Annotated in this window: 14 protein-coding genes and 1 tRNA gene; 9 read left to right on the plus strand and 6 right to left on the minus strand. The window is 68.0% G+C overall.

Annotation, left to right across the window (positions count from 1 at the left end):
• Positions 1 to 30: 30 nt before the first annotated feature.
• Entirely contained in the window at positions 31 to 723 is a 693-nt protein-coding gene (locus tag FB560_RS04845) for a phosphocholine cytidylyltransferase family protein (protein ID WP_141871321.1), read from the minus strand.
• A 250-nt stretch (positions 724 to 973) separates the two neighbouring features.
• Between FB560_RS04845 and FB560_RS20865 the strand changes: the two genes are divergently transcribed.
• The 3 genes from FB560_RS20865 to FB560_RS04860 are packed head-to-tail and all read left to right on the plus strand — an operon-like array spanning position 974 to position 4,585.
• Positions 974 to 2,737: an ABC transporter ATP-binding protein gene (locus FB560_RS20865; protein WP_229673254.1), complete on the plus strand. Its 1,764-nt coding sequence runs from the start codon at positions 974 to 976 to the stop codon at positions 2,735 to 2,737.
• Positions 2,713 to 4,278 (plus strand): hypothetical protein, encoded by a 1,566-nt coding sequence (locus tag FB560_RS04855; RefSeq protein ID WP_141871322.1) that lies wholly within the window; start codon positions 2,713 to 2,715, stop codon positions 4,276 to 4,278. Before FB560_RS20865 ends, FB560_RS04855 begins: the two co-directional genes overlap by 25 nt.
• A gap of 40 nt (positions 4,279 to 4,318) precedes the next feature.
• Complete coding sequence (locus tag FB560_RS04860) at positions 4,319 to 4,585, plus strand: DUF3039 domain-containing protein (protein ID WP_045253497.1); 267 nt, start codon at positions 4,319 to 4,321, stop codon at positions 4,583 to 4,585.
• Between the two features lie 48 nt (positions 4,586 to 4,633).
• On the opposite strand, the gene FB560_RS04865 is transcribed toward FB560_RS04860, so the two are convergent.
• Positions 4,634 to 5,959 (minus strand): nicotinate phosphoribosyltransferase, encoded by a 1,326-nt coding sequence (locus FB560_RS04865; protein ID WP_141871323.1) that lies wholly within the window; start codon positions 5,957 to 5,959, stop codon positions 4,634 to 4,636.
• 63 nt (positions 5,960 to 6,022) lie between these two features.
• Between FB560_RS04865 and murI the strand changes: the two genes are divergently transcribed.
• From murI to FB560_RS04885, 4 genes are read left to right on the plus strand one after another with little or no spacing between them, the layout of a single operon-like run.
• Positions 6,023 to 6,859 (plus strand): glutamate racemase, encoded by an 837-nt coding sequence (gene murI / locus FB560_RS04870; protein ID WP_141871324.1) that lies wholly within the window; start codon positions 6,023 to 6,025, stop codon positions 6,857 to 6,859.
• 33 nt (positions 6,860 to 6,892) lie between these two features.
• Positions 6,893 to 7,630 carry a ribonuclease PH gene (rph, locus tag FB560_RS04875; protein WP_141871325.1) on the plus strand — a complete coding sequence of 246 codons (738 nt, stop codon included), beginning with the start codon at positions 6,893 to 6,895 and terminating at the stop codon, positions 7,628 to 7,630.
• A complete protein-coding gene (gene rdgB, locus FB560_RS04880) occupies positions 7,630 to 8,223 on the plus strand; it encodes an RdgB/HAM1 family non-canonical purine NTP pyrophosphatase (protein ID WP_141871326.1) in 594 nt (197 codons plus the stop codon). The genes rph and rdgB overlap by 1 nt, the downstream gene beginning before the upstream one ends.
• Before the next feature lie 60 nt (positions 8,224 to 8,283).
• Entirely contained in the window at positions 8,284 to 8,856 is a 573-nt protein-coding gene (locus FB560_RS04885; protein ID WP_141871327.1) for a dihydrofolate reductase family protein, read from the plus strand.
• On the opposite strand, the gene FB560_RS04890 is transcribed toward FB560_RS04885, so the two are convergent.
• A complete protein-coding gene (locus tag FB560_RS04890; RefSeq protein ID WP_141871328.1) occupies positions 8,837 to 9,037 on the minus strand; it encodes a hypothetical protein in 201 nt (66 codons plus the stop codon). The genes FB560_RS04885 and FB560_RS04890 overlap by 20 nt on opposite strands.
• A gap of 158 nt (positions 9,038 to 9,195) precedes the next feature.
• Here FB560_RS04890 and FB560_RS04895 point away from each other — a divergent pair, with 158 nt between their 5' ends.
• A complete protein-coding gene (locus FB560_RS04895) occupies positions 9,196 to 10,116 on the plus strand; it encodes a cation diffusion facilitator family transporter (RefSeq protein WP_141871329.1) in 921 nt (306 codons plus the stop codon).
• Positions 10,117 to 10,122: 6 nt separating this feature from the next.
• Here the strand turns inward: FB560_RS04895 and ligD are convergent, their stop codons facing one another.
• Entirely contained in the window at positions 10,123 to 12,066 is a 1,944-nt protein-coding gene (ligD, locus tag FB560_RS04900; protein WP_141871330.1) for a non-homologous end-joining DNA ligase, read from the minus strand.
• Between the two features lie 72 nt (positions 12,067 to 12,138).
• On the opposite strand from ligD, the gene ku reads away from it, so the two are divergent.
• Positions 12,139 to 12,948 (plus strand): non-homologous end joining protein Ku, encoded by an 810-nt coding sequence (gene ku / locus FB560_RS04905; RefSeq protein ID WP_141871331.1) that lies wholly within the window; start codon positions 12,139 to 12,141, stop codon positions 12,946 to 12,948.
• A gap of 36 nt (positions 12,949 to 12,984) precedes the next feature.
• Here ku and FB560_RS04910 read toward each other — a convergent pair whose 3' ends face one another.
• Positions 12,985 to 13,758 (minus strand): DedA family protein, encoded by a 774-nt coding sequence (locus FB560_RS04910; protein WP_141871332.1) that lies wholly within the window; start codon positions 13,756 to 13,758, stop codon positions 12,985 to 12,987.
• Positions 13,759 to 13,824: 66 nt separating this feature from the next.
• Positions 13,825 to 13,906 (minus strand) — tRNA-Leu (locus FB560_RS04915).
• Positions 13,907 to 13,976 lie beyond the last annotated feature (70 nt).

Genomic DNA, 13,976 nt, shown 5'->3' on the forward strand with positions numbered 1-13,976 from the left:
GAAAGGGCGCGGCTCCCGAAAGCAAGGGGATCAGACGAAGAGGTTCGCCCGCTCCAGGTCTTCCGCGAAGTCGACCTCGACCGCGTACAGGTCGGAGACATCCATCGGCTCGAGCAGCAGGCCGTCTTCGGCGATCGCGAGCTCCAGGCCGCGCTCGAAGTAGTCCTGGTCCTCGACGCGCTGCAGCTGACGCATGAACGCCTTCTTGTGCGCCGCCGAGATGTAGTTGATGCCCACGGCCTCGCCGAGACCGCCCTTGACGGTCTTGGACAGTTCGTTGATGAAGCCCTCGGCCGTGACCGTGTACTTCACCTCTTCGTCGCTCACCTTGGAGGTGTTCACCGTGACGAAGGACTGGTCGCGCTCGATGAAGGCCGCCGCGCGGCCGAGGATCATCGGGTCGAACACCACGTCGCCGTTCATCCAGAGCACGCCGCCCTTGCCGGTCGCGCCGAGTGCGCGCAGCAGGCTCTTCGACGTGTTCGTCTCGTCGTAGCGCTCGTTATGCACGTAGTTCGCGGTCGGGAAGGCATCGATGATCGTCTCGGCGCGGTAGCCGACGACCGTGGTGATGCGTGCATCGGAGCCGAAAGCGGCCTGGATGTTGTCGTGCTGCTGGCGCATGATCGTGCGCCCGTCGCTCAGCTCGGTGAGCGGCTTCGGCAGCGCACGGCCGAGGCGCGAGCCCATGCCGGCTGCGAGGATGACGGTCTGAAGAGTCACGAGTGCTCCTAAAAGAAGGTGTGTTAAGGATCGGTTCACCGATCAGACACTTCTTCGTGCCGAGATTCATGGTAGCGATTCAGCCTGGGAAGCCACGGGGCAGACGGTCCCCGTTGTCATTTCGTGACCGAGTACACACTCAACACACAGACTCGCACGATCGCCGTGATTTCGGGAGGAGTACGTTCTGATTCCGCCAAATGTTGCGCGGAACCACAGGCTCGCCACAGCTCATTGATACCGTAGAACGGTGACTTCCTCCCCTGACGACCGCACCGACCAGGTGGACGACCCCGAGACCCCTCCCGTGAAGGCGACTGCCAAGCGAACGACCGCCGGCGCCGGCGCAGCCGCCGCGAAGAAGCCGCCGGTGAAGCGCGCTCCCGCTGCGGGAAAGCCCGCGGCGCGGGCGACCGCCGCGAAGAAGCCGGCCACGACGAAGAAGCCCGCCGCGACCAAGAAGCCGGCGACGACCTCCGCCGCCCGCGCGAACGCGAAGTCGGCTGCCGAGAAGGCCGCCGCGAACGCCGAGGTCGTGATCGAGCCCGTGACATCGAAAGACGCCGCGGCCGGAGCGACGGAGCCGGCAGCTCCTCCCGTGAAGAAGACGGCGGCGGCGGCGCGCACGGCGGCCGCGAGGAACACTGCGGCGCGCGCGGGTGCGACCAAGCCGGCCTCTCCGCGAGCGAAGAGCGCAGGCTCGGAGAGCACGACATCCCGCCCGGCGGCGGCGAAGTCGGCGACGGCGAAGTCCACGGCCGCCAAGACCACAGCGGCGAAGACGACCGCGGCGAAGTCCACCGCCGCGAAGACGGCGGCGGCCAAGGCGGCAGCGGCGAAGGCGGCGGAGACGAAGTCGACGGCCCGCACCGCGGCAGCGCGCACGGCTTCGGCGAAGACGGTGGCGGCGAAGACCGCGGCGGCCAAGACGGCGGCGTCCAAGGCGGCAGCGGCGAAGGCCGCTGAAGATGCGGAGACCGTCGTCGCGCCCGTCGAAGCGCCGGATGCCCCCGTCGAGTCGGCGCTCATCGACGCGTCTGTCCCCTCCTCCTTCACGGTCCTGGAGGAGCCTCCGATCATCCCCGCCACGGACCCTGCGGTCGATGTGGACGAAGTCTCGACGAGCGTCCAAAACGACGACGCCGCCGCCGACGACACGTCTGTCGCTCCCCCCACGGAGGCGCCACGCGAGATCATCGACACCGGAGCGAGCGCCACCGAGCGCGTCGTCGCCGAGGTGCACGAGGTCTCCGGCACGCCCGCGATCAGCATCCGCGGTCTGGTGAAGCACTTCGGTGACAACCACGCCGTCGATGGCATCGATCTGACGGTACCGGCCGGTTCGTTCTATGGAATCGTCGGCCCGAACGGCGCCGGAAAGACCACGACGCTGTCGATCGTCGCCGGGCTCCTGCGCGCGGACCAGGGCACCGTGGAGATCTGCGGAATCGACCAGGCCGCACAGCCGCTCGCCGCGAAGCGCGTGATGGGCGTGCTTCCCGATCGCCTGCGTACGTTCGACCGGCTCACCGGTCGTCAGCTGCTCTTCTACTACGGCCTGCTCCGCGGCCTCGCCTCGAGCGTGATCGAGAAGCGCACCGCCGACCTGGCGCGGGCATTCGATCTGCAGGAGGCGCTCAGCCGCGTCGTCTCGGATTACTCCGCGGGCATGACGAAGAAGCTCATGCTCGCAGGAGCGATGATCCACTCGCCGCGCGTCCTCGTCCTCGACGAGCCCTTCGAGTCCGTCGATCCCGTGTCCTCCGCGGTGATCCTCGACATCCTCAGGGCCTACGTCGCCCATGGCGGCACGGTGATCCTGTCCAGCCACGGCATGGACCTCGTCGAGCGGGTGTGCTCGCGGGTCGCGATCATCGTCGGTGGTGAAGTCCTCGCAGAGGGGACCATCGACGAGGTCCGCGCCGGACAGACTCTCGAGGCCCGATTCGTCGAGCTCTCGGGCGGTATCGGAGAAGTGGAGGGTCTCGAGTGGTTGCACATGTTCTCCGACTGAGACTCGCGCTCCTGATCGGATCGCTGCGCGGGGACCGTCGAGGACGAACGCTCGTCACTCTGGCCGCTCTCGCCGCCGTGACCGTCGCGGTCTGCATCGCCGTGCACACGCTCGGCGGTGCTCCGGTTCCGGTCGCGCGCACGGTCACCGTGCTCGGCGGCGTCGCCCTCATCATCGGTTTCCTGGTGGGCCCGATCCTGGTGGGTGCCGTCGACCAGCTGGATCCTCGTCGGTTCGCGGTCTTCGGCGTCGACGAACGCAGGATGCCCTGGGTGCTCACGGTCGCCGCCTTCGTGAGCGTGCCGAGTCTGGCGCTGCTCGCGGTGTACGCGAGCGTCTGCGCCGTGGCGATCACGCTCGGCGCTCCCTGGCCGCTCGCTGTGCTCATGACGATCGTGGGACTGCTGAGCACCGTGCTCACCGCACGGATCGGCATGGCCATCAACGCGCTGTTCCTGCCGGAGCGGCGTTCGCGTGAGCTCACGGCGCTGTTCGCGCTGGCACTGATCATCATCGCCTTCCCTGTCGCGGTCTTCTTCGCGTCGATGCGCTGGGACGGTCACGTGCCGGCGTCTCTCGAGACCCTCACGACCGTCTTCGGATTCACGCCGTTCGGTGCATCTCCCGGATTCCTCTTCGCCATCGCCGCCGGCGATACCTCGCTGGCGTGGATCACCGGTCTGATCGCCGTGGTCACGGTGGCGGCGCTCTGGGGGCTCTGGGCCTGGCTGGTCCGGCGCCTGCTCACGACCACCGAGCGGCCGGCTGCGGCCCGAGAGCGCAGCGGTCTCGGATGGTTCGGCCTGCTGCCGTCCAACGCGTTCGGTGCGATCGCCGCACGCAGCCTGGTCTACTGGCTGCGCGACCGCCGCTACATCATGAACATCATCGTCGTGCCCGTCGCGGGCGTGCTGACGGTGTTCCCGCTCCTGGTGGCCGGGGTACCGCTCGAGATCGCGGCACTGATCCCCGTTCCGGTGATGGCACTCTTCTTCGGATGGCTGCCGCACAACGACGTCGCCTACGACTCGACCGCACTGTGGACGCATGTCGCCAGCGGTGTGCGGGGGATTCCCGACCGGCTCGGACGCCTGGTGCCCGTCGTGCTCGTCGCCGTGCCGGTGCTGGCCGTCGCCATCCCGCTCTCACTGGTCTTCATCGGCGACCTGCGACTGCTCCTGCCGCTGATCGGACTGGCGGCGAGCCTCCTGTTCTCCGCGCTCGGCATCTCGAGCATCGTCTCGGTCGTCGCGCCCTACGCCGTTTCGCGGCCAGGCGACAGCCCCTTCCAACAGCCTCAGCGACCGACGTCGCGTGGCGCATACGGCCCGGCGGCGGCGTTCCTCGGAGCGATCGTGTTCAGCGTGCCGACGATCTGGTTGTTCGTCGCGACGATCGCCGACGACGTCCTCTACGCACCGGCGACCTTCTGGGTCGGCATCGCGAGCGGCATCATCGTGCTCGCCGTCGGCGCGACGATCGGCGGTCGCATCTTCGAGCGCAGCGGCGAACGGCTCATGGAGTTCGTCGAGACCGCGTGACGGCCGCCCACGCGGAGCCTGACGCGGCTAGACTCACGGGATGAGTACTCCGCTGGACAGCCCCGATCAGGGCGGCGTGGCAACGCTTGATCGCGAACTGGAAGAGCTCCTCCGCGAGGAGAACCTCGAACCGGGCGACCATGAGCGCTTCTCGCATTATGTGAAGAAGGACAAGATCCTCGAGTCCGCGATCACCGGCAAGCCGGTGCGCGCTCTGTGCGGGAAGAAGTGGACCCCCGGGCGCGACCCGGAGAAGTTCCCGATCTGCCCGACATGCAAGGAGATCTACGAGTCGATGGTCCGCTGACGGGCCCTCCCGTCATGCGCCATCGGCGCGTCACCCGCCGATGAACCGTCAGGCGACGTCGACGTAGACCGTCGGAATCGCCGGGTCCGACTTGCTGAGCGCGAGTGCTCGCACCGGCAGTTCTTCGCGTACCCGCAGGTGATGAGCGCGCGCTGCCGATGTGCCTGCCGGACCTTCGTGGGCGGCATCGATGTCGCCGCCCTCTGCGAACGTGACCTGCAGCGCGCGGCCGTCGGCACGCCCGGCAGGCGACTCGAGCTCCTCGAATCCGTCGGCGACCAGCACGGTCTCGCTCACCGCCACGCCGTCCTCGATCGTGCGGAAAGCCGCCTTGCGTCCACCGTGCGAGGCCTTGTCCGCTGACGCCTTCGCGACGCCCACCCAGGACCCGTCGGAGTCCTGGCGTGCGACCAGCTTGTAGACCATGCTCGCCGTGGGGTAGCCGGAGCCCGTGACGACGGAGGTTCCCACACCGTAGGAGTCCACGGGGGAGGCAGCGAGGGCGGCGATCGCGTACTCGTCGAGATCGCTGGTCACGGTGATGCGCGTGCCGGTCGCCCCGAGCTCGTCCAGCTGCGCGCGCACCTCGGCCGCCACGATCGGCAGGTCGCCCGAGTCGATCCGCACGCCGCCGAGGCCGGTGCCGGCCACGCGGATCGCGGTCTCCACTCCGGTGCGGATGTCGTAGGTGTCGACGAGCAACGTCGTGTCGGTGCCGAGGCTGTCGACCTGCGCGCGGAACGCCTGCTCCTCCGTGTCGTGCAACAGCGTCCAGGAGTGCGCGGCCGTGCCCATGGTCGGGATGCCCCAGCGGCGTCCTGCCTCGAGGTTGCTGGTCGCGCGGAAGCCCGCGATGTACGCGGCACGGGCGGCCGCCACGGCGGACTGCTCGGCGGCGCGACGCGATCCCATCTCTGCGAGCGGGCGCTCGCCGGCTGCGATGCTCATGCGCGAAGCGGCGGTGGCGACGGCGGAGTCGTGGTTGAGAACGCTCAGCGCCAGTGTCTCCAGGACCACTGCGTCTGCGAAGGTGCCTTCGACCGTGAGGATGGGGGAGCCCGGGAAGTACAGCTCGCCCTCGCGGTAGCCGCGGATGGAGCCGGTGAACCGATACTCCTCGAGGTACTTCACTGCCGGCGCGTCGACGATCTGGTTGTCGCGGAGGAAGCGCAGCTCGTCGTCACCGAAGCGGAAGTCCCGCACGAGGCTGAGCAGCCGTCCGGTCCCGGCGACGACGCCGAATCGGCGTCCCCCGGACAGGCGCCGCGAGAACAACTCGAACACGCTGGGGCGGGAGGCCGTCCCGTCGCGGAGCGAGGCAGCGAGCATCGTGAGCTCATAGCGGTCGGTGAGCAGCGCCGTCGACGAGGTCATGCGCCCAGCTTAGTGAGCGCGGTGATGCACGCGGCGGCTTCGACGCAGGTAGGCTGGGGAGTCATGAACGACGCGCCGATCGGGATCTTCGACTCCGGTGTCGGCGGGCTCACGGTGGCACGTGCCATCCGTGCCCAGCTGCCCCGCGAATCGTTCGTCTACATCGGCGACACCGCGCATTCCCCCTACGGACCGAAACCGATCGCCGATGTGCGTCGGTACTCTCTCGAAGTGCTCGATACCCTGGTCGATCAGGGCGTGAAGATGCTCGTGATCGCTTGCAATACGGCGTCTTCAGCGATGCTGCGCGATGCCAGGGAGCGGTACGACATCCCGGTCGTCGAGGTGATCGGTCCGGCCGTGCGCCGCGCCGTCTCGACCACCCGCAACGGCAGGGTCGGTGTCATCGGGACGATCGGCACGATCGGCTCACGCGCCTATCAGGACATGCTCGAGGTGAACGAACGCCTTCAGGTCTTCACAGCCGCCTGCCCGCGCTTCGTGGAGTTCGTCGAAGCCGGCATTACCGGGACGCCGGAAGTGCTCGCCGTCGCCGAGGAGTACCTGGCTCCACTGCGCGATGCCGGAGTCGACACGCTCGTGCTCGGCTGCACGCACTATCCCTTCCTCCGTGGCGCGATCAGCTATGTGATGGGCGAGGGTGTGACTCTCGTCTCCAGCGATGACGAGACCGCGGGCGACGTGTACCGCCAGCTGGTCCGCGGCGATCTCCTCGCCCCACCCGATGCGACGGCGACCTACGTGTACGAGGCGACGGGTGACTCGGCCACGGAGTTCACCGCATTGGCCAACCGCCTCATGGGCCGCGAGGTCCGCGACGTCCAGCTCGTCCAGACCGGCGTCATCACCCTTCCAGAATCCCTCTCCGAGCCGTACTGACGCGGCTCGTTCCTCCCTACCTGAAAGAAGCACATGACCGAAATCGTCCGCGCCGACGGCCGTTCCACCGATCAGCTCCGCGAGATCACCATCGAGCGCGGATGGAGCGCACAGGCCGAAGGATCGGCGCTGATCAGCTTCGGCGGCACGAAGGTGCTGTGCACGGCATCCTTCACCAACGGCGTTCCGCGCTGGCTGACCGGCAAGGGCAAGGGGTGGGTGACCGCCGAGTACGCCATGCTCCCGCGGGCCACCAACAGCCGCAACGACCGCGAGAGCGTCAAGGGGCGCATCGGCGGACGCACCCACGAGATCTCACGCCTGATCGGTCGCGCCCTGCGCGCGGTCGTCGACACCAAGGCGCTGGGTGAGAACACCATCGTGATCGACTGCGACGTGCTGCAGGCCGACGGCGGCACGCGCACCGCGGCGATCACCGGAGCGTACGTCGCGCTGGCCGACGCCATCGAGTGGGGTCGTGCCAAGAAGTTCATCGGCAAGAACGCCACTCCGCTGCTCGACTCGGTCGCCGCAGTCTCGGTCGGCATCATCGACGGCGAGCCCATGCTCGATCTCGCCTACGTCGAGGATGTGCGCGCAGAGACCGACATGAACATCGTCGTGACGGGCCGCGGTCTGTTCGTCGAGGTGCAGGGCACGGCGGAGGGCGCGCCGTTCGACAAGCGGGAACTGGATGCTCTGCTCGACCTCGGTGTCGCCGGTTGCGCGACGCTGAAGGATCTGCAGACGGCGGCGCTGGCAGGCGAGTGATGCGGGTCGTCCTCGCGACCCACAACCCGCACAAGGTCGCAGAGTTCCAGCAGATCGTCGCGCAGACGCGTCCTGACCTGGAGATCGTCGCGTACGACGGTCCGGAGCCGGTCGAGGACGGCGTGACCTTCGCGGACAATGCGCTCCTCAAGGCGCGGGCGGCGTCATCGCACACAGGTCTGGTGGCCCTAGCCGACGACTCGGGAATCTGCGTCGACGTGCTGGGTGGTTCACCCGGGGTGTTCTCCGCGTATTGGGCGGGGCAGCGCAAGGACGCTGCGGCGAATCTCGCGCTGCTGCTCGATCAGCTGCACGACATCGCCGATCCGCATCGCACGGCGCACTTCAACTCGACCATCGCACTCGTCACGCCCGAAGGGCAGGAGCACGTGGTCGTCGGCAACTGGCCGGGGCGCCTGGCCCACGCGGCCTCCGGAGGGGGAGGGTTCGGCTACGACCCGATCTTCATCCCGGACGGTCAGGACGAGGATGCCGAACGCACGGTCGGCGACTTCACGGCGGAGGAGAAGCAGTCGCAGTCGCACCGTGCTCGTGCCTTCGCCGAACTCCTGCCGCTGCTCGAGAAGCTCTGACCCTCCTCATCTAACCACTACGCTTGACGTACTTCATGCGTAGTGGTTACGGTGGACGGCATGCGAGAACTCACCTACTACATCGGAGTGACCCTCGACGGATTCATCGCCGGCCCCGACGATGAGGTCGACTTCTACCCGCTCACACCCGCCTTCGAGGAGACGCTCGGCACCGAGCTCGCCGACATCCAGCCGACGCATGTGCGGGCGGGTCGCGGGGGAGCGGATGCTCCGGTCACGCGATTCGACACCGTGATCATGGGACGCCGCACGTACGAGCCGGCGCTGCAGCACGGCATCACTGATCCGTATGCGCAGTTGCGCACGCTCGTGTGCAGCACGACTCTGGCCGATCCGAGTGAGCCGAACGTCGAGATCGTCCGCACGGATCCGATACGACGCGTGCAGGAGCTCAAGGCGGAGGACGGCCTCGGGATCTACCTCGCCGGCGGCGCGGGGCTCGCCGGGGTGCTGCTCGACGAGATCGACCGGCTGATCGTGAAGAAGTACCCGGTGATCGCCGGCGACGGCATCCCGATGACCCGCCACGGCTTCGCACCGGCGCTGTTCGCGCTGGAGGAAGTCCGCTCCTTCGACAACGGCTGCGTCGTGCTCAGCTACTCGCGACCGTGACGGGGCGGAGGTCGAACTGATAGGTCGGCTCGTCGCCCGTCACGGTCTGTCCGGCGATGAACCACTCCTGCCCTTCGGGTGCGGGATTCTCCGCCGCATAGGCGTGGAGCACCTGCTCATCCGCCGACGCGGACGCATGTCGGGCTGCCCAGCTCTTGAGGTCATCGCTGAAGTTGCTCATCCGCTCACCCTGTCCTCTCCTCGGCGAGAGGTCAACTTCGGTGTCGTTCCGACCGGGACGTGACTCTCCGGGTGCCTCTCCTGAGACTGGTTCTCGTTACCCTTCCCGACTAGGGGAAATCACGCTCTCGGCAGGGATTCCCGGTCTAGCCTGAAGGCATGCACGATCACGCTCCCGCCGCCGGCGGCATCCGTTCCGCAGGCCACCGCCGCCTGTTGACGATCTCGCTGTGCCTGACCGCGACCATCATGGTCGTGCAGGTCATCGGGGCGATCCTGACCGGCTCGCTCGCTCTTCTCGCCGATGCGGCGCACATGTTCACCGATGCCTCCGCTCTCGTCATCGCGCTCGTCGCCGCGGCCGTCGCCGCACGTCCGGCCGACGATCGCCGCACCTTCGGGTACCAGCGCGCCGAGGTGTTCGGGGCGCTGATCAACGCCGTGATCCTGATCCTCCTCGCCGGCTGGGTCGGCGTGGAAGCCGTCGGTCGTCTGCTGAACCCGAGCGACGTCGAGGTCGCCGGTCCGCTCATGCTGGCGGTCGCCGTGGTCGGACTGCTCGCGAACGGCGTCTCGATGTGGTTGCTGAGCCGCGCACAGCGCGCCAGCATCAACGTGCGCGGCGCGTATCTGGAGGTCATGGGAGACCTGATCGGCTCGGCAGCCGTGATCGTGGCGGCCATCGTGATCGTCGCGACGGGATGGATGCCGGCGGATGCCATCGCCTCGATGTTCATCGCGGTGATGATCATCCCTCGCGCGATCTCTCTGCTCCGCGAAGTGTTCTCGGTGCTCTCGGAGTCCGCGCCGAAGGGCACGGCCGTGAGCGACATCCGTCAGCACCTGCTGGACTACCCGGGCGTGACCGGGGTCCACGATGTGCATGTGTGGCAGCTCACGCGCGGTGCGCCGGTGTTCAGCGCGCACGTCAGCGTCGATCCGGCCTACCTGGCGGACGGGCGATCGGCGAAACTGCTCTCCGACCTGCAGTCCTGTCTGGCCGAGCACTTCGATGTGGAGCACTCCACCTTCCAGATCGAGCCGGCCGAGCAGTCGGACTGCGAGCCGCATCACGCCTGACCGCGCTCAGGATTCGCGCACCACGTCTCCGGGTGTCTTGTCCGGACGGAGGCCCCGCCAGCGCGCATGGCGCAGCACGCCGTCGGGAGTCCAGTTCGCGAACTCGACCTCGCCGACCAGCTCCGGACGTACCCAGAGCGCGTCCGAGGCGTCGAGCGCGGGAACCCCGCCGAGCGGAGCCGTGTCGACGCGCAGCGGCTCCAGGCGTGCCAGCAGGTCCCGCAGCGTGCGCTCGGTGAAGCCGGTGCCCACTCGTCCGACATAGCGCAGGGGCCCTCCCGCCGTGTCGGGGACCGCCAGCAGGAGAGAGCCGAGCGTGCTCTCGCGGTCGCCCTTCCCTGGGCGGATGCCGACGATCACCGCCTCCTGCATGAGCGTGTGCTTGAGCTTGAGCCACGAGGGGGAGCGCTGCCCCGGACGGTAGCGCGACGACGGATCCTTGGCCACGACCCCTTCGAGGCCGAACTCCCTGCTGGCGGCGAGGGCGGCGTCGACATCGTCGAACACCGGAGGGATCTGCACCGGGGCGTCGAGTCCTTCGGCCAGGTCATGCAGCAGTGTGCGCCGCTGCCGGAGAGGCATGTCTGTGAGGTCGTGGCCGTCGAGGCGCAGCAGATCGAAGAGCACATACACGATCGGTGTGCGCACGACCTCTCGCTCGATCTCGCGAGGCCTCGTCAAGTGCATCCGGTTCTGCAGGAGCGAGAAGCTCGGTCGTCCCTGGGCGTCGAAGGCGACGATCTCGCCGTCGACGATCGCATCCGAGACGGGCAGGAACGGGGCGCCGTCGGCAGTGAGCTCGGGATACCGCGCGGTGATGTCGATGCCGCTGCGGGCATGCAGCAGCATCCGCCCGTTCGACCAGGTGCCCACGGCCCGGATGCCGTCCCACTTCACCTCGACCCAGGAGGGGTCGCTCAGGCTGCGGGCGAGCGCCGGGGTGCCGTTCTCGGCGAGCATCGGGGCCAGCGTGGCCGCCTGCGCATCGGACGCCGGGGCTGCGGAGGCCCGCGCGTAGCGGTGGGGGTGGCGGGGAGCCGCAGGAGGCACGACGACCGGGGCGTCTCCGCGCAGGCCGGCCAGCGGATCGATGCCGGCTTCGGCGCGGGCGAGCACCGTGTCGAGATCGAGCTGGGTGAGGTCGGGATCGTCGAGTTCCTCCCACGTGCGGGGAGCAGCGACCCAGGGCTGCGCCCGGCCCCGCAGCGAGTACGGCGAGATGGTGGTCTTCTTGCCGTTGTTCTGGCTCCAGTCCAGGAACACCCGGCCGCCGCGCACCGCCTTCGCCATCGTGGCGGTCGCGAGGTCGGGATGCTCGCCCTCGATGAGGCGGGCGAGCTCCTTCACCACGGCCGAGATCTCGTCACTGGTCTGCTCCCCGGGCAGCGCGGCGTAGAGATGGATGCCCTTGGAGCCGCTCGTCACCGGCAACGGGTCGAGCCCCATGCCGGTGAGGATGCCGCGGGCGATCCGGGCGACCGCGGCGCACTGCGCCAGATCGACGCCAGGGCCGGGATCGAGGTCGAGCACGAGCCGGTCGGGCCTGCCGGGAAGCCCATCCGGGGCGAACCTCCACTGCGGCACGTGCAGCTCGATCGCGGCCACCTGCGCCAGCCACACCAGGGTCGGCACATCCTGTACGAGCGGGTACTCCTTCGCGCCGTCGGAGTGCTGGATCTCCCGCCGGGGGATCCACTCCGGAGCACCGCGTTCGAGCTGTTTCGTGAAGAAGGCGTCGGCAGGGGCATCCGTCGTGCCCACACCCTCCACCCAGCGCTTGCGTGTGACGGGACGTCCGGCGAGCAGGGGGAGGAGCTGCGGGGCGATCGCCGAGTAGTAGGCGATGATCTCGCCCTTGGTCGTGCCCGTCTCGGGGTAGACGACCTTGTCGAGGTTGGTGACGCGCAGACGGCGGCCGTCGATCTGCACGATCTGCCCGTCCGTCGCCATGTGGCCAGGCTAGCGGCGCGCGGGTCCTGCCGGGTCTAGCCGTCGTGGGCGCGGCTGGTGTCTACTGGTCACATGAGGACGATCTGGAAGGGCGCGCTGACATTCGGGCTCGTCAACGTGCCGGTGAAGGTGTACTCCGCCACCGAGGACCACGACGTGTCGCTGCATCAGGTGCACGAGAAGGATGGCGGACGCATCCGTTATCAGCGCACCTGCGAGGTGTGCGGGGAGACCGTGGCGTTCGCCGACATCGACAAGGCGTATGTCGACGAAGGGCAGACCGTCGTGCTCACCAAGGATGACCTCGCCGCCCTGCCGGCGGAGAAGAGCCGAGAGATCGACGTGGTCGAGTTCGTCCCCTCGGATCAGGTCGATCTGCTCACGCTCGACAAGCCGTACTACCTCGAGCCCGACTCGAAGTCGCCCAAGGCGTACGTGCTGCTGCGCAAGACGCTCGAACAGACCGACCGCACCGCGATCGTCCGGTTCACGCTGCGGCAGAAGACGCGCCTGGCGGCACTCCGCGTGCGCGGCAAGGTGCTCGTGCTGCAGACCCTCCTTTGGGCGGACGAGGTGCGTGAGGCGGAGTTCCCGGCGTTGGATGAGGACGTCCGGATCTCGAAGAAGGAACTGGAGCTGTCGGCATCCCTCGTGGAGAGCTACTCGTCGGACTTCGACGCCGAGGAGTTCGTCGACGAGTACCAGAAGGAGCTGCGTACGCTCATCGAGGCCAAGATCGAGGCGGGCGACACCTTCGACGTGTCCGACACCTTCGGCGAGAAGGACGCGGACGCCAAGAGCGGTGAGGTCATCGACCTGATGGAAGCGCTGCGTGCGAGCGTGGCGAAGTCGAAGGAGCAGCGGGCGAAGAACGCGGGCTGATCCCCGGTCCTCAAAGCGACGAGGACCGGGTGATGGTCAGTGCTTGCCGTCGCCGTCGAGGTCGGGAGCGCGATCGAACACCTCGGTGTCGAGCACGAGCTCCTCCGCCTCGGCGGCGTCGGTGGTGACGTCCTCACCGGCGGCAGCGGCCTTCTTGGCCTTGTGGCGCTCGGACAGGTAGTGCCACAGGGTGACCAGCGCGGTGCCGCCGACCGCGGCGAGCAGGATCAGGTCGATGTAGCTCTCGACGAAGTGGGCGACCGGAGGGATGAACCCGATGGCGTAGCCGAACATCGTCAGACCGAAGCCCCAGAGGATCGCACCGATGAGGTTGTAGAGCGTGTACCGGCGCCACGGCATGTGACCGACACCCGCCGCGACGGGGGCGAAGGTGCGCACGATCGGCACGAAGCGGGCCAGGATGACCGTGATGCCGCCGAAGCGCTCGAAGAACGCGTTGGTGCGCTCCACGTTCTTCTTGCTGAAGAGCCCGGATTCCTTGCGCTCGAAGACCGCAGGGCCGCCCTTGTGGCCGATGACGTAGCCGACCTCTCCACCGATGAACGCCGAGAGGCCGATCAGCAGCGCCACGAGCCAGACATTGATGCCGAAGACACCGTGCTCCGATCCGGCGATCGGGTGCGACAGCAGGCCGGCGATCACGAGCAGCGTGTCACCGGGCAGCAGGAACCCGACCAGCAGACCCGTCTCGGCGAAGACGATGAAGCACACTACGAGCAGTGCCCACGGGCCGGCGTTGCCGATGATCATCGCGGGGTCGAGCCAGGGGATGAGAGCGGCGTGATGCATGGGTTTCCCGTCGTAGAGATGTGTGCGGCGGTCAAGAGGTCGAGCGCGTACGGTGCGATCGATCAGTGCGGAAGGTGGGACTTGAACCCACACGCCCTAGGGCACAGGAACCTAAATCCTGCGTGTCTGCCAATTTCACCACTCCCGCGCGGTGAAATCAGTCTACTGATCGCGGGAAACGAGATTCTGGGGATCAGCCCGCAGTTGCGCGCCGTCGA

It is taken from the genome of Microbacterium saperdae (assembly GCF_006716345.1).
GTDB classification, from domain to species: Bacteria; Actinomycetota; Actinomycetes; order Actinomycetales; family Microbacteriaceae; genus Microbacterium; species Microbacterium saperdae.

What these genes read in the sequence shown, in the direction of transcription:
- FB560_RS04860 (WP_045253497.1), top strand. Translation starts at nt 4,319, where the DNA reads ATGAGTACTCCGCTGGACAGCCCCGATCAGGGCGGCGTGGCAACGCTT.
- FB560_RS04865 (WP_141871323.1), bottom strand. Translation starts at nt 5,959, where the DNA reads ATGACCTCGTCGACGGCGCTGCTCACCGACCGCTATGAGCTCACGATG.
- murI (WP_141871324.1), top strand. Translation starts at nt 6,023, where the DNA reads ATGAACGACGCGCCGATCGGGATCTTCGACTCCGGTGTCGGCGGGCTC.
- rph (WP_141871325.1), top strand. Translation starts at nt 6,893, where the DNA reads ATGACCGAAATCGTCCGCGCCGACGGCCGTTCCACCGATCAGCTCCGC.
- rdgB (WP_141871326.1), top strand. Translation starts at nt 7,630, where the DNA reads ATGCGGGTCGTCCTCGCGACCCACAACCCGCACAAGGTCGCAGAGTTC.
- FB560_RS04885 (WP_141871327.1), top strand. Translation starts at nt 8,284, where the DNA reads ATGCGAGAACTCACCTACTACATCGGAGTGACCCTCGACGGATTCATC.
- FB560_RS04890 (WP_141871328.1), bottom strand. Translation starts at nt 9,037, where the DNA reads ATGAGCAACTTCAGCGATGACCTCAAGAGCTGGGCAGCCCGACATGCG.
- FB560_RS04895 (WP_141871329.1), top strand. Translation starts at nt 9,196, where the DNA reads ATGCACGATCACGCTCCCGCCGCCGGCGGCATCCGTTCCGCAGGCCAC.
- ligD (WP_141871330.1), bottom strand. Translation starts at nt 12,066, where the DNA reads ATGGCGACGGACGGGCAGATCGTGCAGATCGACGGCCGCCGTCTGCGC.
- ku (WP_141871331.1), top strand. Translation starts at nt 12,139, where the DNA reads ATGAGGACGATCTGGAAGGGCGCGCTGACATTCGGGCTCGTCAACGTG.
- FB560_RS04910 (WP_141871332.1), bottom strand. Translation starts at nt 13,758, where the DNA reads ATGCATCACGCCGCTCTCATCCCCTGGCTCGACCCCGCGATGATCATC.